Source organism: Wocania arenilitoris, from assembly GCF_021728535.1.
In the GTDB taxonomy this organism is placed as follows: Bacteria; Bacteroidota; Bacteroidia; order Flavobacteriales; family Flavobacteriaceae; genus Wocania_A; species Wocania_A arenilitoris.
Map to the genome: position 1 here is coordinate 111,737 of NZ_JAKKDU010000006.1, position 19,339 is coordinate 131,075.

At 30.6% G+C, this 19,339-nt stretch carries 17 protein-coding genes; 16 read left to right on the forward strand and 1 reads right to left on the reverse strand.

Annotation, left to right across the window (positions count from 1 at the left end):
• Positions 1-46: 46 nt before the first annotated feature.
• From dnaK to L3X37_RS06500, 3 genes are all read left to right on the forward strand, one after another.
• The gene (gene dnaK, locus L3X37_RS06490; RefSeq protein ID WP_237239356.1) at positions 47-1,954 is read left to right on the forward strand and encodes a molecular chaperone DnaK; all 1,908 of its coding nucleotides are present in this window, start codon (positions 47-49) and stop codon (positions 1,952-1,954) included.
• A 100-nt stretch (positions 1,955-2,054) separates the two neighbouring features.
• Complete coding sequence (locus L3X37_RS06495; RefSeq protein ID WP_237239357.1) at positions 2,055-3,284, forward strand: class I SAM-dependent rRNA methyltransferase; 1,230 nt, start codon at positions 2,055-2,057, stop codon at positions 3,282-3,284.
• 67 nt (positions 3,285-3,351) lie between these two features.
• Complete coding sequence (locus L3X37_RS06500; RefSeq protein WP_237239358.1) at positions 3,352-4,299, forward strand: NAD(P)H-dependent flavin oxidoreductase; 948 nt, start codon at positions 3,352-3,354, stop codon at positions 4,297-4,299.
• Here L3X37_RS06500 and L3X37_RS06505 read toward each other — a convergent pair.
• Entirely contained in the window at positions 4,292-4,648 is a 357-nt protein-coding gene (locus tag L3X37_RS06505; RefSeq protein WP_237239359.1) for a hypothetical protein, read from the reverse strand. The two genes, L3X37_RS06500 and L3X37_RS06505, sit on opposite strands and share 8 nt — an antisense overlap.
• Before the next feature lie 762 nt (positions 4,649-5,410).
• On the opposite strand from L3X37_RS06505, the gene L3X37_RS06510 reads away from it, so the two are divergent.
• The 13 genes from L3X37_RS06510 to L3X37_RS06570 all read left to right on the forward strand — a co-directional run bounded on the left by L3X37_RS06510 (position 5,411) and on the right by L3X37_RS06570 (position 19,135).
• Positions 5,411-5,932 carry a YybH family protein gene (locus L3X37_RS06510; RefSeq protein ID WP_237239360.1) on the forward strand — a complete coding sequence of 174 codons (522 nt, stop codon included), beginning with the start codon at positions 5,411-5,413 and terminating at the stop codon, positions 5,930-5,932.
• A 93-nt stretch (positions 5,933-6,025) separates the two neighbouring features.
• A complete protein-coding gene (locus L3X37_RS06515) occupies positions 6,026-6,424 on the forward strand; it encodes a hypothetical protein (protein ID WP_237239361.1) in 399 nt (132 codons plus the stop codon).
• A gap of 88 nt (positions 6,425-6,512) precedes the next feature.
• Entirely contained in the window at positions 6,513-6,647 is a 135-nt protein-coding gene (locus tag L3X37_RS06520) for a transposase (protein ID WP_439654830.1), read from the forward strand.
• Between the two features lie 185 nt (positions 6,648-6,832).
• Positions 6,833-7,258, forward strand: coding sequence for a PaaI family thioesterase (locus tag L3X37_RS06525; RefSeq protein ID WP_237239362.1), 426 nt, complete (start codon positions 6,833-6,835; stop codon positions 7,256-7,258).
• 9 nt (positions 7,259-7,267) lie between these two features.
• Positions 7,268-8,407 carry a chorismate-binding protein gene (locus L3X37_RS06530; protein ID WP_237239363.1) on the forward strand — a complete coding sequence of 380 codons (1,140 nt, stop codon included), beginning with the start codon at positions 7,268-7,270 and terminating at the stop codon, positions 8,405-8,407.
• A 35-nt stretch (positions 8,408-8,442) separates the two neighbouring features.
• On the forward strand, positions 8,443-10,194 hold the full coding sequence (gene menD, locus L3X37_RS06535) for a 2-succinyl-5-enolpyruvyl-6-hydroxy-3-cyclohexene-1-carboxylate synthase (RefSeq protein ID WP_237239364.1): 1,752 nt from the start codon (positions 8,443-8,445) through the stop codon (positions 10,192-10,194).
• 87 nt (positions 10,195-10,281) lie between these two features.
• Entirely contained in the window at positions 10,282-10,620 is a 339-nt protein-coding gene (locus L3X37_RS06540) for a DUF2853 family protein (protein WP_237239365.1), read from the forward strand.
• Positions 10,621-10,779: 159 nt separating this feature from the next.
• Entirely contained in the window at positions 10,780-11,610 is an 831-nt protein-coding gene (locus L3X37_RS06545) for a CvfB family protein (RefSeq protein ID WP_237239366.1), read from the forward strand.
• 32 nt (positions 11,611-11,642) lie between these two features.
• Positions 11,643-13,031 carry a tRNA uridine-5-carboxymethylaminomethyl(34) synthesis GTPase MnmE gene (gene mnmE / locus L3X37_RS06550; RefSeq protein WP_237239367.1) on the forward strand — a complete coding sequence of 463 codons (1,389 nt, stop codon included), beginning with the start codon at positions 11,643-11,645 and terminating at the stop codon, positions 13,029-13,031.
• A 169-nt stretch (positions 13,032-13,200) separates the two neighbouring features.
• Complete coding sequence (locus L3X37_RS06555; RefSeq protein ID WP_237239368.1) at positions 13,201-13,647, forward strand: hypothetical protein; 447 nt, start codon at positions 13,201-13,203, stop codon at positions 13,645-13,647.
• A gap of 301 nt (positions 13,648-13,948) precedes the next feature.
• Positions 13,949-15,283, forward strand: coding sequence for a beta-helix domain-containing protein (locus tag L3X37_RS06560; RefSeq protein WP_237239369.1), 1,335 nt, complete (start codon positions 13,949-13,951; stop codon positions 15,281-15,283).
• Between the two features lie 155 nt (positions 15,284-15,438).
• Positions 15,439-16,887, forward strand: coding sequence for a T9SS type B sorting domain-containing protein (locus L3X37_RS06565; protein ID WP_237239370.1), 1,449 nt, complete (start codon positions 15,439-15,441; stop codon positions 16,885-16,887).
• A gap of 1 nt (position 16,888) precedes the next feature.
• Positions 16,889-19,135 (forward strand): PorP/SprF family type IX secretion system membrane protein, encoded by a 2,247-nt coding sequence (locus tag L3X37_RS06570; RefSeq protein WP_237239371.1) that lies wholly within the window; start codon positions 16,889-16,891, stop codon positions 19,133-19,135.
• The last annotated feature ends 204 nt before the right edge of the window (positions 19,136-19,339 follow it).

A 19,339-nucleotide genomic window follows, 5' to 3' on the forward strand; every position in this document is an offset into this window, starting at 1 on the left:
ATACTAACCGAATTTAAAAATGAATATTGAACACAAATAAAATATTATGAGTAAAATTATTGGAATTGATTTAGGAACAACAAACTCTTGCGTTTCTGTAATGGAAGGTAACGAACCTGTTGTTATCCCAAACGCTGAAGGTAAACGTACTACACCATCGGTAATTGCTTTTGTTGAAGGCGGTGAAATTAAAGTTGGCGACCCTGCAAAAAGACAAGCAGTAACTAATCCTCAAAAAACGGTTTATTCTATAAAGCGTTTTATGGGAAATAAATACTCTGAATCTAAAAAAGAAGCAGAACGTGTACCATATAAAGTGGTTAAAGGCGATAACGATACACCAAGAGTTGATATAGAAGGTAGATTATATACACCACAAGAATTATCGGCAATGATTCTTCAAAAAATGAAGAAAACAGCTGAGGATTATTTAGGAGCTGATGTAAGTAGAGCTGTAATTACGGTACCTGCTTATTTTAATGATGCTCAGCGTCAAGCGACTAAAGAGGCTGGAGAAATTGCCGGTTTAAAGGTAGAGCGTATTATTAACGAGCCTACCGCAGCTGCACTAGCCTACGGTATGGATAAAAAAGGTACAGACCAAAAAATAGTAGTTTTTGACTTTGGTGGAGGTACGCATGATGTATCTATTCTTGAATTAGGAGATGGTGTATTTGAAGTATTATCTACAGATGGCGATACGCACTTAGGTGGTGACGATGTTGACGAGAAAATTATTAACTGGTTAGCCGATGAGTTTAAGGCTGAAGAGTCTATGGATTTAAGAAAAGACCCAATGTCTTTACAACGTTTAAAAGAAGCTGCTGAAAAAGCTAAAATAGAGTTGTCTTCATCTGAACAAACCGAAATTAACTTGCCATATATAACAGCAACTGCAAGTGGACCAAAGCACTTAGTACGTACATTAACACGCTCAAAATTTGAGCAATTAATTGACGATTTAGTAAAGCGTACTATCGAGCCTTGCGAATCTGCATTAAAAGCTGCTGGTTTATCAAAATCAGATATTGATGAAGTTATTTTGGTAGGAGGTTCAACTCGTATTCCTGCTGTACAAAAAGCGGTTGAGAAATTCTTTGGAAAAGCACCAAGTAAAGGTGTAAACCCTGATGAAGTAGTATCGTTAGGAGCTGGAATTCAAGGTGGTGTTTTAACTGGAGATGTTAAAGATGTATTGCTTTTAGATGTTACACCTTTATCTTTAGGTATTGAAACTATGGGTAATGTAATGACTAAGCTTATTGAAGCTAACACTACAATACCTACTAAAAAATCGCAAGTATTCTCTACAGCAGCAGATAATCAACCATCGGTTGAGATTCATGTATTACAAGGAGAAAGAGCAATGGCTGCCGATAATAAAACGATTGGACGTTTTCACTTAGATGGTATTCCACCAGCAAGACGTGGTACACCACAAATTGAAGTAACTTTCGATATTGATGCTAATGGTATTATTAAAGTATCTGCAGAAGATAAAGCTACTGGTAAGAAACAAGATATTAGAATTGAAGCGTCTTCAGGGTTGACAGAAGAAGAAATTGAAAAAATGAAAGCTGATGCTGAAGCTAACGCTGAAGCAGATGCTAAAGCTGCTGAAAATGCTAAAAAACTTAATGAAGCAGATTCTATGATTTTTCAAACAGAGAAATTATTAGAAGAGTCTGGAGATAAATTGTCTGCTGACAACAAATCTAAAATTGAAGAAGCTTTAGCAGAGTTAAAAAAGCAATTTGAAACTAAAGATTTAACTTTAATTCAACCAGCTTTAGATAACTTAAATGAGATTTGGAAAGTAGCTAGCGAAGAGATTTATAAAGCTCAAGCTGCCGATCAACAAGCAGGTGGTGCACAACCGGAAGCAGATGCCAGTCAAAATGGACAAGCAGAAGGTAGCGATGTTGAAGATGTAGATTTTGAGGAGGTGAAATAAGACAGAAGTCGGAAGACTGAAGCTAGAAATAATAATAACGCAACCATTTTGGTTGCGTTTTTTTTGCTTTAAACCGTTACTTTTACCTGAAATATATATGATGTCCTTTTCTAAAAAAATAAAACCAAATTATCAACCTAAACGGCTTGCTGTAAAACTAAACAGTAAAGGCGAGCAGTTTGTTGTTAAAGGGCATCCTTGGGTGTTTTCAAATAGTATTATCAAAATTAATAATGATGCAAAAACAGGAGATTTAGCTATTGTGTTCAGTAAAAATAAAAACAGGGTTATTGGTTTAGGTTTATTTGACGCAAATTCTCCAATTCGTATAAAAATGTTGCATTCTGGTACGGAAAAAGTAGAGGTTAATGCAGTTTTTTTTCAGAAGAGAATAAAAGATGCATTCAAAAAACGACACCCTTTATTAAAAACAAACACCAATAGCTATCGATTAATTTTTGGAGAGAATGATGGTTTTCCAGGGTTGATTGCTGATGTATATGCATCTGTTTTAGTTGTGAAAATTTATTCTGAAATTTGGTTACCGTATTTAGAACCTATTTTTGAACCTTTACAACAAATCTCAAACGCTAAAACTGTAGTTGTTCGATTAAGTAGAAGTTTAGAAAATTCAAAATCGCATCAACTTAAGAATGGAGACGTAGTTTATGGCTCTCTAGAAAATGAAGTTATAGAGTTTGTAGAGCATGGTGTTAATTTTTCTGCTAATGTTATCAAAGGTCATAAAACAGGTTATTTCTTAGATCATCGTTTAAACAGAAGGCAAGTAGGCGAGTGGAGTAAAGAAAAAACCGTTTTAGATGTTTTTTCTTATACTGGCGGGTTTTCAGTTCATGCGTTAGTAAATGGCGCAAAAGAAGTAACAAGTTTAGATATTAGTAAACAAGCTTTAGAAATAGCTATTGAAAATGGCAAGTTGAATTTTTGTGCTGGAAAACATAAAACCATTGCAGGAGATGCTTTTTCAGAATTAAAAAATCTTATTAAAAATAAAATAACGTTTAATGTTGTAATTATTGATCCACCTAGTTTTGCTAAACAAGCTACAGAAACTAATTTAGCTAAAAAAAAATATGCTCAACTAGCAGAATTTGGAGCTAAATTAACTGCTAAAAATGGACTTTTGGTTTTGGCTTCTTGTTCTTCAAGAGTTTTAGCTGAATCTTTTTTTGATATAAACTATCAGGTATTACACAATCAGTCGAGACCTTTTAAAATCATTTTAAAAACATATCACGATATAGATCATCCTATTGAATTCCCAGAAGGCGCTTATTTAAAATCTGGTTATTATAGATTTTTAGATTAGTTTGATCTAATTTGTTATGCATGCATAATATTTGCTATATTTGTTAAAATCTAAATTTATATGGTGTATGGCTAATAAACTTGTACAAATTTTAAATATTAAACATCCAATCATTCAAGCTCCAATGTTTTTAGTGTCAAATGTTGCCATGGTAACTGAAGCTATGAAAGGTGGTATTGCAGGATGCATTCCTGCACTTAATTATAGAACGTTAGAAGAGTTACGTGCCTCTATAAAACAATTGCATAAAAATAAAATTGAAGGTGGTGCTTTTGGGTTTAATTTAATTGTAAACAAATCGAATATAAAATATAAAGATCAATTGCGTGTAATTTGTGAAGAAGGTTGCGATTTTATAATTACTTCATTGGGAAGTCCAGAAGAAACCATAAATCAGGCACACAGGGTAGGTATAAAAGTGTTTTGCGATGTAGTAGATTTAAAGTTTGCTAAAAAAGTTGAAGGTTTAGGAGCAGATGCTGTTATTGCTGTTAACAATCAAGCAGGTGGGCATAGGGGTGATGCATCTCCAGAAGAATTAATAAAGCATTTAGTTGTAAATTGTAACATACCAATAATTTCAGCTGGTGGTGTAGGCTGTAAAACAGATATTGATAAAATGCTAAGTTATGGAGCAGCAGGTGTTTCAGTAGGAAGTCCATTTATTGCATCAATAGAAGCAAATGTTACTGATGAATACAAGCAAGCTTGTGTAGATTATGGCGCTAATGATATTGTTGTAACAGAACGTATTTCTGGAACACCTTGCACTGTTATTAATACACCTTATGTACAAAAAATTGGTACCAAAGCTACTTGGATTGAAAACTTACTTAATAAGAATCGAAAACTCAAGAAATGGGTAAAAATGATTCGTTTTTCTATAGGAATGAATGCCACTAAAAATGCAGCAACCAAAGCTACATACAAAACGGTTTGGGTTGCTGGCCCGAGTATTGAGCATACAACAGAAATTTTGCCAACAAAAGATATTATTAATCGTTTGGTTAATTAACTAAGGCTGTTTTTGCACCCTTTTTTCTGTTCTTATTTTTACCAACAAATATGCTAAGTGTTGTACTCATTGCCAAACCACCAGTTGTAGTTGCAATTATTTCTCCAGTATCAAACCTTTCATCTTGTCCTGCATCAATAAGTTCTTTAGTTAATCCAGCTAAAGCAGAAGCGCCTAAGCTATACCAAAATGCTTTTTTTTTGTTTTTTATAGTTGTATGAACTATTATATAAGTAGCTCCAGAAATAAGCGCACCTGCAGCTAAATGTAATTTGTCGTCATTAGAAATAAATTGTGCATTACACAAATCTGTAAACGATAATGCTAAAATTATAATAATTACCCTCATGGTTTAATATTTAATTATTTATCTATAATTGTAAGTAATATTTACTTTAATACTAACAAATACTTGATGAAATACCTTTTTATTTGATTATTGACCATATTATTAAATTAAATTTTTTCTAAATACATGACAAAAGTTTAGTCAAGTTTGTATTATTTAATACCCTAGTGGAAGAGCAAAGGATAAATCACTTTTTAAATTAGATAAGCATTCTAGAAATTTTATCAATACTTAGCCTTTTTTAGTTTTATCTTTTTTAAACAATAAAGGAAAACAAAATACTTTGTTAAGAGGAGGATTTCGAGGTTTTGTAAAAGTAATACGCGATTCAAAAATAATTATGCCTGATGTTAAAGAAATAATAGAGTAGATAGCTTATTAAATGTTATTGAAACAGGAAAAGTTGGTCTGCTGTTTTCAATACCTAGTGTAAATGGGACCTTACGAATTAATCTAAATACTTATATATTAGTAGATTAAGGATTATTTAATTTACAACAAAATAAACCCAAAATCGATATTGTTATTACTGCAAAAGAAGTTTTTTTTGGCATTGTGAAAAAACTTTATATGCGGTCTAAATTATTGGATGAGTTTTCAAAACATTAAATAGCTACTTTTATAAAGGTGGCTAATTATTCGGCTATTTTAATTTGTTAATTTTAACAGAATCTATATGATTAATTTATTTTAAGTATTTTAGTCTTTTAATCTAACTATACAACCCTTTTTAGTATTATTAACTAACTAAACTATTTATTTATGAAAACAAAATTTGCATTAGCGTGTATAACTTTTTTTATTTTTTTAATTATTGGATGCAAGCAAAAAGAGGAAACTCAAGTAATTGAGGAACTTAAAATAGACATTATTAACGATGAATTCCCTGAAGCACAGCAGGAAATTAAAGAGACCTTTGGCGCAATTGCACAAAGCCTTAAAGATGGAGATATTGATAAGTTAATTTCTTATCATGCTTACGGGCCTAAGTTTACTGAATTTAAAAATGGAGAACCTCGAAATGGAGGTAAAGCAAATGAAGACTTTGAACGAAGTATATTTGGTTCTGTTACTGAAGTTGTAAAGTTTGAAGCAAATGATATGCAAATTGCGGTATACGGAGACGTAGCCAATGTCACTTTTCATTCCGATTTTCATCTTAAATTTGGAGAAGATTTAGCTATTGTTAACGATCAAATAACTTTATTATTTGTTAAAACAGATAGTGGATGGAAAATAGTTCATGAACACCATTCTCCATTAAAAAAGGAAGACTCAAAATAAATTTTCATAAAAAAATAACGCGAAATAGCGGTTTAAATTTTAGTTTAAATCGCTATTTTTAAGTTCCTATTTTATAATCAAAACCTAATTATCATGAAAAGAATTGTATTAATTTTAATTTTGATAGCATTTAGTAAATCATTTAGTCAAACAACAAATCTAAGATCTACTAATATAAAAGCTAAGTACGAAAACGTATTTTATAAGTCGCCTCAAGAATTTAATAACCAAGAGCAGATATTTAAAGTGAATAGGATATCGTTTTCTTCAAATTATATAGGGTCCAAATCAAAAAACGTATACCAAATTTCGGTTTACGGTACTGTAAATAATAAAAAAATGCAAATTGTTTATAATGCCAAATCAATTGATGAATTGGAGCATTATAGAGATGTATTTAAAGGCAGATACAAGAAAGTATTATTATTTGAGCATGCATATAAATCTGGTTCTAAAACACACCGTAACATTTCTATTTCTGTAGAATATTAGGTTGATTCATTGGTCTCATTCGTTAGTTGAAACTATGCACTTTCAGTACAATACTTTCAGTTGCTACCCACTTTTGTGTCTTTGATTTATGAAAGATCAAAGAAGAATGGGGCATACAGTTTCTTGGCTTACAATGCATATAGTTTGGGTTAGTAAATATCGATATCAAGTACTCAAGGGAGACATTCAAAACCTTTTACAGCATTTTATAAACAAACACTAAAACAATAGATGTTGTAGATAACGAAATGAGTAAAAGTGCTACTTCTGGAGTAATTGCAATACAAGTTCATAAAGGACCAAATATGACTGTTTTTTGTAAAAAATCTTATTATCATTCCAATTTTTAATTGATTTCTAACATTAAGTAATTACTTTTGTTTTTTAGTTTAAAAGGCAGAAAATTATATGCAACTACCAAAAGAAGTTATATTACAACGTTTTCAAGCAATGGCAGAAAATACCTTGCTTGAAACCTTAAAGATTGAAATGATTGATTTTGGCGATGACTTTTTAATACTAAAAATGCCTGTTAACTCTAAAGTCCACCAGCCTGATGGTGTTTTGCATGGTGGTGCAACAGTGGCTTTGGCTGAAACCACAGGGAGTTTTGCTGCAGAATTACTTTTAGATACCGATAATTATTTTGTGCGTGGAATAGAAATAAATGCAAATCATGTAAAGAGTGTTAGAGATGGTAATGTATATGCTAAAGCTACATTTATTCATAAAGGAAGAACTACACAATTGTTTGAAATTAGAGTGACTGATGATGATGATAACTTGATTTCGTTGTGTAAGTTAACTACCATTTCGCTTCCAAGAACTAAATAACCAATGACAATGACATTGGAGGATTTTTTTAATAGTATAGAAGCACAATATAATAATACACTTCCTTTTGTGGTTTATAGAAAACCTAATGAAGATGTTGTAAAAGCCATACTTCAAAAAACAAGCGATTTAAATTTTACTAAAGATTTTACTGAAAAAGGTTTTGTGTTTTCTCCTTTTGAAAATACTAAGGATTCAGTTTTAATACCTACTAATGATTCAAATGTAATAAGTATTTCCTACCAGACAGAACCTTCTATAGGTAGTGATAATGGGATAAAAAAAGTGTTTTCTGTTAATAATTCAACTTTAATTAAAGAAAAAGCATTTCATATAAACCTTGTTAAAAAAGGTGTTGATGCTATTAAAAAAAAGCGCTTAAAAAAAGTGGTTTTATCTAGATGCGAAACAGTTGATGTTAATGAAAGCACCCCAATTTTAATCTACAAAAAACTTTTAAAAGCTTATCAATCTGCATTTGTGTATTGTTGGTATCATCCTAAAGTAGGGCTGTGGCTGGGGGCAACACCAGAAACTTTAATTAAAATTGAGGGCAGACAATTTTCTATTATGGCTTTAGCTGGAACACAAAATTATAACGACACGCTAAATGTACAATGGAAAGATAAAGAAAAAGATGAGCAAAATATAGTTACAGATTTTATTATTGAAAACTTAAAACCTTTTGTAGAAAATATTAAAGCATCAGATACTGAAACTGTAAAAGCTGGTAATTTACTGCATTTAAAGACTATTATTTTAGCAAGATTAAAACCCAATTCAAACTTAAAAGATGTTGTTTCTATATTGCATCCAACTCCGGCGGTTTGTGGTTATCAGAAAGAAGATGCAAAAAAATTCATTATAAAAAATGAAAATTACAACCGTGAATTTTACACGGGTTTTTTAGGTGAATTAAATTTAGATTTAATAAAATATCCTAGATCAGGAAAGCGAAATATTGAAAATAGAGCTTATGCAATAACCAAAAAAAGCACCCAACTTTATGTTAATCTAAGATGCATGCAATTAAAAGATTCTAAAGCTATTATTTATGTAGGTGGTGGTATTACCAAAAGTTCAAATCCTGAAGATGAGTGGGAAGAAACTGTATCGAAATCTTTGGTTATTAAAAATGTTTTGGATTAGTATTTTTAGCTACCTATTTCTTATTTTTGTGCAACATGAAATACCCAAAAATTCCGCTTGCGCAAACCGTAATACAGCTTTGTAAAGCCAAAAGCATTAAGCATATTATTATCTCTCCAGGTAGCAGAAATGCACCTTTAACTATAGGTTTTACAAACAATCCTTATTTTAAATGCTATAGTATTGTAGATGAACGTTGTGCTGCTTTTTTTGCTTTGGGTATAGCGCAACAGTTACAAGAACCAACAGCTTTAGTTTGTACATCGGGTAGTGCATTGTTAAATTATTATCCGGCTGTAGCCGAAGCTTTTTATAGCGATATTCCATTAATTGTTTTATCGGCAGACAGACCAAAACATTTAATTGGTATTGGAGACGGACAAACCATTAATCAGCAAAACATATTTGAAAATCATATTTTATATTCTGCTAATTTAAAATTGGATTTAGATGAAGAAATTGAAGTAGAAGAAGAGTTGCCTATTTTTAAAAACCTTGAAAATAAACTTGAAAAATTATTGGGTTTAAAGCAAGGAATTCAAGATTATAATGAAACTGAAATTAATAAAGCTGTTAATATTGCCTTCTCAAAAATGGGGCCAGTTCATATTAATATTCCGTTCGATGAACCGTTGTATGATAGAATTGATGAGCCAACTGTTAATCCAACTACAGTATCTGTTGAAAAGCAGGAATTAAAAATTGAAACAAATATTTTAAACGAGTGTATAAGGGATTGGAATGCTGCTTCTAAAAAAATGGTGTTAGTAGGTGTTAGTCGACCAAATAGTATCGAGCAAAAATGGTTAGATGTTTTGGCAAAAGATGACAGTGTATTAGTGTTTACTGAAACTACATCAAATCTACATCACAATAATTTTTTTCCAAGTATTGATAAAATAATTGCGCCTTTAAAAGATGAAGATTTTAAAAGTTTGCAACCAGATATTATATTAACATTTGGAGGTTTAATTGTTTCAAAAAAAATAAAAGCATTTTTACGTAAGTATAAACCACAGCAACACTGGCATATTGATGTAAAAAAAGCAAACGACACGTTTTTTAGTTTAAACAGATTTATTCAATCCTCACCAAATCAATTTTTATCAAAGTTTTTACCAGAAATACAATCAAAAAAAAGTGATTATAAAAAGATTTGGAGCTCAGTAAAAGAAACAAGAGCCTATAAACATGCTAATTATCTTAGCAAAATAGACTTTACTGATTTAAAAGCTTTCGAAATTATTTTAAAAGCTATTCCAAACAACACAGTTTTACAGTTAGGAAATAGTTCAACTGTGCGTTATGCACAATTATTTGATTTAAACAAGACGTTAGACGTTTTTTGCAATAGGGGGACAAGCGGAATTGATGGTAGTACTAGTACCGCTATTGGTTGTGCGGTTGCTAACGATAAGCAAACCACTTTGATTTCTGGTGATTTAAGTTTTATTTACGATAGCAATGCGTTGTGGAATAGTTATATCCCTAATAATTTTAGAATCATTATCATTAATAATCAAGGAGGCGGTATTTTCAGGATTCTACCTGGACATAAAAACACTAAGAATTTTGACACTTATTTTGAAACTAAGCACCAGTTAACAGCAAAGTATTTATGTAAAATGTATGGTTTTGAATATAATTATGTTTCAAACGAGTCAGGTTTAAAGAACAACTTTAATTCATTTTATTCTTTAAGTCAAAAGCCAAAATTATTAGAAATATTTACTCCTAAGAATTTGAATGATGAGGTATTGCTTCAATATTTTAAGTCAATTAGTTAAATAAAGTGACTTTCTACGATTTTATGTGTCAAAAAAAAAGGGTTACCTTTAAAACGTATTTTACAAACACATTAAAACAATTTAATTATGAGCAAAAGAGACGAATTAATAGCAAAGTACGCTGCAGATTTAAAAGACAAATGCGGTGTTAATGCAGATATGGACTTACTAACTAAAGTGACTATTGGCTGTGGACCATCAATTTACAATGCAGATTCTTCAACAGTTTCTGGGTCAGATGATTCAGAATTGGCAACTGTGAAAAATAATTTTTTAATTAAAAAATTAGGATTAAAAGATAGTGCAGATTTAGATAAAGGTATTCAAGCCGTTATGGATAAATACGGTCAATCTAACAGAAACAAATACAGAGCAGTAGTTTACTATTTGTTAACTAAGCATTTTGGTAAAGAATCAGCTTACTAGTATATAAATTTATTTTAAGTTTAAAGCGTTACAATATTGTGGCGCTTTTTTATTTGTTCTGAATATATACCAGAATCTTTTTAACTTATAGCATTATTTAGCAATAGTTTTGTCATTATCAATTAAACAATCTTTCCTTAATATCATTACCTTTGCCACATGATAGAATTAGGACAAATAAATACTCTAGAAATACTTCGTGAAACTGATCATGGTATTTATTTGATAGACGATGAGGATAACGAAGTGTTATTACCAAACAGATATGTTCCAGAGATATTTAAAATTTGGGATAAGTTAGATGTTTTTGTGTATTTAGATAATGAAGAGCGACCAGTAGCTACAACCGACATGCCTTATATTATGAAAGGTGATTTTGCGCTTTTACGTTGTAACCAAGTTACGGATTATGGTGCTTTTTTAGATTGGGGATTGGTTAAAGAATTGTTTTGCCCGTTTAAAGAACAAGCCTTTAAAATGAAACCAGGGGGTTGGTATTTAGTGCATTGCTATTTAGATGAAAAGACTGATAGATTAGTAGCTTCAAGCAAAACAAACCGTTTTTTAAATAATAAAGAGCTTACGGTTGCAGAGTTTGATGAGGTTGATTTAATTGTATCACATCCATCAGATATAGGAATGAATGTTATTGTAAACAAAACACATTTGGGCTTAATCTATAAAAACCAAATATTTAAAGATATAAGTGTTGGCGACAAGCTAAAGGGTATTGTTAAAAAAATACGACTAGGGAATAAATTAGATATTACTTTAGGTCAGATTGGTTACAGGAATATTGAGCCTAATTCCGAGCGTATTATACAAGAACTAAACGATAACAGTGGTTTTATTAATTTAACAGATAAATCATCACCAGAAGCTATAAAAGATCAGCTTCAAATGAGTAAAAAGAATTTTAAAAAAGCTGTTGGGGCATTATACAAGCAACGTCTAATTGAAATTAAACAAGATGGTATTTATTTAGTTTAAGATTTTTACGTTCAAATTGTTATTTTTATTTCATGATTAATCAGGATACTATAGTAGCTTTAGCAACTCCTTCAGGCGCAGGAGCTATAGCTATAATACGACTTTCTGGTAATAGTGCGATTAATATTGTAGAAAAGCAATTTAAGTCAATTTCAGGAAAACAACTTTCAAAACAAGCAACGCATACCATTCACTTAGGGCATATTATTGATGGAGATAGAACTTTAGATGAAGTGTTAGTATCCGTTTTTAAAAATCCAAATTCTTATACAGGAGAAGATGTTGTAGAGATTTCATGTCATGGTTCCAATTACATCCAACAAGAAATAATACAATTATTTTTAAGGAAAGGCTGTCGAATGGCAACCGCAGGGGAATTTACATTGCGAGCTTTTTTAAATGCTAAATTAGATTTAAGTCAAGCAGAAGCCGTAGCAGATTTAATTTCTAGCGATAATGAAGCGTCTCATCAAATTGCAATGCAACAAATGCGTGGTGGATTTTCATCTGAAATTGCTAAACTTCGAGAAGAACTTCTAAACTTTGCATCATTAATAGAATTAGAGCTCGATTTTGCTGAAGAAGATGTTGAATTTGCGGACCGCTCACAATTTAAAGATTTAGTTGATCGAATTATTTTAGTATTAAAACGTTTAATAGATTCATTTGCCGTTGGTAATGTTATTAAAAATGGCATTCCAGTTGCTATTGTTGGCGAACCTAATGTGGGAAAATCTACGCTTTTAAATGCTTTATTAAATGAAGAGCGCGCCATAGTTTCAGAAATTGCAGGAACTACAAGAGATACTATAGAAGACGAAATTTCTATTGGCGGAATAGGATTTCGGTTTATAGATACTGCTGGTATTCGAGATACTAAAAATGTTGTTGAAAGTATTGGTATTAAAAAAACGTTTGAAAAAATAGATCAAGCTCAAGTAGTGGTTTATTTGTTTGATGCTTCAGATTTTAAAACAGGAAGTTCTAGATTTAAAGTAGGAATTGAAAAAATAAAAAATAAATACCCTAAAAAACCTCTTATTGTTATCGCTAATAAAATGGATAAACTTTCAGACAACGAAAGTGTAAGTATTCAGTCTCAAATTAAAAATCTTACTTTATTATCAGCAAAAAGAGGTAATGGAGTAGATGTACTCAAAAACCAACTACTCGGTTTTGTAAATACTGGGGCATTAAGAAATAATGATACAATAGTTACCAATACAAGGCATTATGATTCTTTGTTAAAAGCATTACAAGAAGTGAATAAGGTTAGACAGGGTTTAGAAACTGATTTGTCAGGAGATTTATTAGCAATCGATATTCGCCAGGCATTATATTATTTTGGAGAAATTACTGGAGAAATAACAAATGATGATTTGTTAGGTAATATTTTTGCTAATTTCTGTATCGGAAAGTAACACCTGTTTTTTACTTACTATCCAGTTTCAACCTTTTATATTTTTTTGAGATATAATTTATTCTTGCTCAAAATCAGTAATTATAAAAAAATTATAAAAAAATCGACAAAACGTTTGTTTTTTTCGGTAAATTACATAAATTTGCTTTTTAAATCCTTAAATCTTCGACATGAAAATTAGAATTATTTTAGTAAGTTTTAGCCTTTTTCTGGTTACTAGTATTAGTTTTGCTCAAAAAAACAAAGCTCCTAAAAGTATTATAAGTGAAAATGTTTCTATAAAGAAATACCATACCAAGGAAGATCTTGATCGTATGCAAAAGGGAGAACTATTGGATTTATATGTAGAGCGTATAGAAAGTCTTGTTAAGTTATTACCTTATATTGCATTTGCTACTAAACCTGGAGTTACGATGACCACTTTAGGAATTCCTAACGATAAAGACAACAGAACTGCATTGGATGAACAATTTGATGCTACAGAGAATTTTTTAGAAACAAATAACGAATTTCAGAGGCGTATTTTGCCATACTCAGATACAAGTAATTTAATTGCCGCCATTTTATTTTATGAAGAAACAATGAAATCATTACATGAATATAGTGAGTTTCATTAGCAACTAATTAAGATATTTAATTAGTTACTTCAATATTTATTTTGCTAGAAAAAATATAAATATTCATATTTTTTGTTACTAGTTTTTTAAAATATATTTTTATTTATTAAGCAGATACTTCTCTTTAGGTTATTAAAACTGTATTTTATCCATATTAAAACTGTATTTTATCGATAAAATAATATCAAATATTATTAAAATATGTATTTCAACGAAAAAAATTGCATTTCATAGATTTTTTATTATATATTTGGCTTTGTATAATTTAAATCTATTTGTTTTTTAATATAAAAAATTAATCATGAATAACATTACTAAAAAGCTATGGGTATTTCTTCTAGTTACAGGAGGAATTTTTGCACAACAAGAAAAAGGAATAATAGGTGCTGATAATTGGTTACATAATTGGACGGAGTTTAAACCTGAGACAGTTGATTATGGAGAACCTACTCAAATACTAGCAGGAAACATAACTGAAGACACAAGACTTTATAAACGTCACGTGTATTTACTTTCTGGAAATGTTTTTGTTACAGATAGTACTACACTAATTATAGAACCCGGAACTGTTATTATTGGTGACTATGCTTCAAAAGGATCACTTACCATATCTAAAGGTTCAAAAATTATTGCTGATGGCTTAGAAACAGATCCTATTATTTTCACTTCTAATCGAAGTGTTAAAAGAGCAGGAGATTGGGGAGGATTAATAATCCTAGGAGATGCACCAATAACTAAGTTTGGTAGTGGTTCTGTGGCATCATATTATAATCAACTTAATGCTAATATTTATGCAAATTCTAACTATGGAGGAGATAATCTAGAAAGTAATTCGGGTATTTTAAGATATGTAAGAATAGAGTATGCAGGTAAAAGAATTAAAAATGCAGGCCATTTTAATGGTCTTTTATTGGCTAGTGTTGGTAAAGAAACCATTTTAGAGAGTATAATGGTTAGTCATTGTGCTGGCAACTCTTTTGAAATATTGGGAGGAGAAGTTAATTTAAATAAAGCTGTTTCCTATAAATCAAATAGTAATGATTTTAAATTTAATTACGGTGCTCAGTGTAGTTTGTCAAATTCTTTAGCTGTTAGGTCTCCTTACGTTTCAAATAGTGCAGGAGCCAGATGTTTACAGATTAACTCATACGACAATAAAGAAGAAGTAGATTTTACTAAAAACGGCACTTCAGTAGTAGCCAAAAACATTACCTTAATAACAGATAGTGATGATATTAATTCAAACATCAGACAAGGTTTGGTAAAGGAAGCAGTTTATGTTGGGCATAATGCTTCACTTGAAATGAATAAAAGTGTTATTTCCGGTTTTAATCCTGCTGTTTTATTCGAAGATAAGATTAGGATAAATCAAGAAAATTTAGAAAAAATAAAATTTACCGATATGTATTTTAACAATTGTAATGGAAACATATTTGTTGAAAACAATATTAATAATGAAGATTTAGAAAACTGGTATGGTAGCTCTGCCTTTTTTAATGTCTATTCGAAAAGTAATAATTCTGAAACATTTATTGATTTAAGAAATAAGAGACGACCAGATTTTAGATTAAGAATTAATAAAATAGTAGCTTCAAATGAAGTTGATTCAGATTTAAGACTAATAGACGAAAATTAGAAGTGAATCTAATTGTTAGTTTGATAAGAATTTTTACTACCCGCATTGTTTTACTTCGAATTTTTATTTTATTAAATCATTAATTATAATACAGGTAGTTTAACTTCTAAAATCCAAACGATAGTTATTTCTATTCTTAAAGAAAACAATATCTAATGAAGACTTTTATCACTACTTGTTTTATTACTTTTTTTATGTTTTCAATAAGTAAAACTGTTGGTGCACAAATAGTTATAAGTACACCAAGTTTAGGAGGTTTTAGTCAAGCCTGTGCAAGTTCTTCATTCAATACTTATAATATAACATTTTCCTTTTCCCCTGAAGAAAACTTAAGCTCAACAAATCAATTTATAATAGAACTATCTGATGAAACGGGAAGTTTTTCAAACGCTACAGTTGTATATACTTCTGCTCAAGGATCCATTGCATCATCACCAGCAACGTTAAGTTTTTCAATACCTACTGATACTTCTGGAGAATCATACAAACTCCGAGTAAAAAGTACTGCTCCAGTAGCTACAAGTACAGGGTCTGTGGCTTTTCCTGCATATTACAAAATTCAAGACACACCATTTTCAATTAATAATTTAGTTGATACTGGCGTGTATTGTTCTGGCGGTAGTTACTTGTTAACTATTGATAACCCTGGAACTGGTGATAACGATTCGCCTTTGCAATATTCATCACTTACTTTTAATTGGTTTAAGGAAACTAGTCCAACAACCTCTGTTTTTGTTGCTACTGGTAACACGCTTTCGGTGAGTCAGCCAGGAACATATTTTGCCGAAACTAATTATGGATCCTGTACATCTAATTCGTTTTCTAATCGTGTTACTGTAAGTGAGTCAACAACAAATGGAACATCTTCAATCAGCTCAAGTTTAGGTAATCCGTATTGTGCAACTCAGGGGTCAACTACTTTAAGTTCGATAAACGGTTTGAGCTATCAATGGTATAAAGATGGTGAAGAAATTCTAGGTGCAACAAATCAAATGTATATGACTAATGAGTCTGGCGAGTTTTCTGTTGATGTTGATTTAGGTGATTGTATGACGAGTGCATCAATTAGTTTGGATGGTATAGGTTTTACAAGCCAAATTGATGTAGATCTTGAAGATGTTAATATTATAGAAGACAATCAAACGTTGCTTGCTACAATAACAACAACAGCTAGTAGCCCTGAGTTTAAATGGTATTTAAATGATGTATTGATTGCTACTGAAACAGGAAATAGCTATGAAATTAACGAATCTGGAAATTATAAAGTTGAAATTGCTCAAACCGTTGGATGTGTTTCAACTAAAGAATTTCAGTTTATAGTTAGATTGGCTTTTCCTAATGTAGCAGATATACCAAATTTAATAAGTCCTAATGGAGATGGCATAAATGATACTTGGGTAATTCCACAAGCGTATGTAAACGGTTCAAATGCTTCGGTAACAATTCTTGATTCTCAAGGAAAAATTATACTTAAAACCAATGATTACTTAAATAATTGGCCAGAGAATCAAATAGATTTTAAAAACGTAAACCCTGTTTTTTATTACGTTATAATAACACAGGATAATAAAACTAAAAAAGGCTCAATAACGGTCGTTAAATAGAATGAAAAAATTACTATTACATATAGTTTTATTTTTCTGTATTACACAGCAATTCTATTCTCAAGAGGATGGAATTGTTGCTTTTAATATACCAACAAGAAATTCTTTAAAATTTAATAAATATACCATCAACCCAACATTTAGTTTTGTTAGAGAGCAGAATAGATATTTTAGTTTTTATAATAAGCGCCAATGGGTACAGTTTGATGATGCCCCATTAACTTATTTAGCAAGTTATTCAGGCAGATTTAAAGAAAATATTGGCATTGGTGTTGGTCTGTTTCAACAAGATTATGGTGTACTTACAACCTTTGGTGGTGTTTTAAATTTTGCATACAATGCAGTTTTAAATACTGATAGTAACTTAACTTTTGGAATGAATTTTGGCTTTTATAAAAGTGGTATAAGCGAAGGTAGAGTTATTACAAACTTTCCAGATCCGTCTTTACAAAACATTTCTTCAAATTCTATAATTACTATAAATCCTGGTATAAATTATGGTACTGCTTTTTTCGATTTTGGTGTTTCAATAAACAACGCAGTTTCTTATAACTTGCAAACATCAGAAATAATTGAAGATAATCCTGAACAAACTATTCAGGGGCACATAATGTATACTGGTTATGTAAATAGTGGTGGTTTTTTTGATGAAAGTAAGTTTACAGGTTTGTTACGTTCAGAATTTAAAAAAGATCAAACCATTATTTCTGGTCTTGTTATGCTAAATGTTCCAAAAGGTATATGGGCACAAGCAGGTTATAATAGTTTGTATGGTGTTTCAGGAGGCTTAGGTATAAACATTAGTGCTCAAATTGCTATAGAATACAACTATGAAAAAGCTATTGGTGATTTCTCTAATTTTGGTAATTCGCATGAAATCACACTAGCTTACAAATTTAAAAACTCAAATCGCTATAGTTACAGTGGTGATGATAATGAACAAGCGCTTTTAACTACAAAAAAGAGACGAAAAGTGCTTGCTAAAAATAATAAAACACCAAAATTAAGTGCTGAACAAAGGCAAATTGCAAAACAAGAAGCCAAAGCCAGAATTGAAGCAAGACGATTGGCAGCACAAGTTAAGGCTGAAGAAAGAAGACAAGTATCTCAGCAGGCTAAGGAAAAAGCAAAACCTGAAGTTCAAGTTAAGATCCCAGTTGAAGAAGCGCAGAAAAAAGCAGAGACTCAAAGATTAAAGCAAGAAGAAGCTGCTAAAATTAAAGCTAAAGCAGAAGAACAAACTAGGATTAAAGAAGCAGCCGAAAAAACTAAAGCAGATACAGAAACACGGGCTATAGTAGAAAAAGAAGCCAAAACCGATGAAGAAGAAAGCATAGAAATGATAGAATTAGAAGGTGTACTTGTTCCTGTTGCAAAAGATAAAGTTGCTAGAGAGATGAACAGTTTAGCTAAGTTAACAACAAACGCTAAAATAGAACAGCAAAATTTATTAAGCAGGTTGCGTGAAATGGTTGAAAATAGAGACCAAGATCTTAAAGATTTAAAAGAGGAAAACGATTTGAGCGAAAGAGGTATTTACAAAGCACCAAAACCATTTAAAAGTGTAACAGCCGAAAATGCAAAGCTAGAGTCTTTAAAACTAGAGATTGATAATGTAATTGAGTCTCAGAACGAAAAAATCTCTCAATTAGAAAACTTATATAACGAAAGGCTTAAAACAGTTAGTGATGGGAATGATCCAACCAATGTATTCTATTTTAAAACAATTCAAGATTTAAAGTCGGAACAGCTACAAGCGTTAAGTACAAAAGAACGCTTGTTATCTACTATAGAAAAGATTAAAGTTGCTACTGAAGTTGAAAGAAAAAGAAGGATTAAACGCGCTACTTATGATAATGAAGAAGAACGATATTTAAAAGATAGAGAAGCATTAAAACAAATAAAACAATTTACGCCTTTAGCTTCAGAGCCTTTAACAGCAGAAGATTTTGACTCTGGAGAAACGCAGAGTTCTAGTATACAAATTGTTAAAGATGTAAAAAATACTGAAAGTGGATTTTATGTTGTTATTGGCGTACATAGTGATATAGGCAAAAGAGATGAGTTTTTAAGAAAAGCAGTGGCTGCTGGAGAAACAAATATTGATTTTTTCTTTGATGTTGCAACAAGCAAATATTATATCTATTATCAAAAATTTGATAATATTGAATCTGCTAGAAGTGCAATGGAATTAAAAGGAAGTAAGCCATATAATAATAATATGTCTATGGTAAAAGTTGAAAATTAAATGATACAAACCCTTATTGGTTTTACTTCTTATTTGTTATAAGGTTTCAAATTTATTACTTCTCAATATGGTTTTAAAACTGACTTATTGAGTTTTAATAAATAAATTTTGCATTCTTCAATTTTCTAAAATAAAGAAAAACACATCATTCATTTACTTTTTTGTATTTAAAAGATTACAAAAATATAATTAAATTAAGTTTAA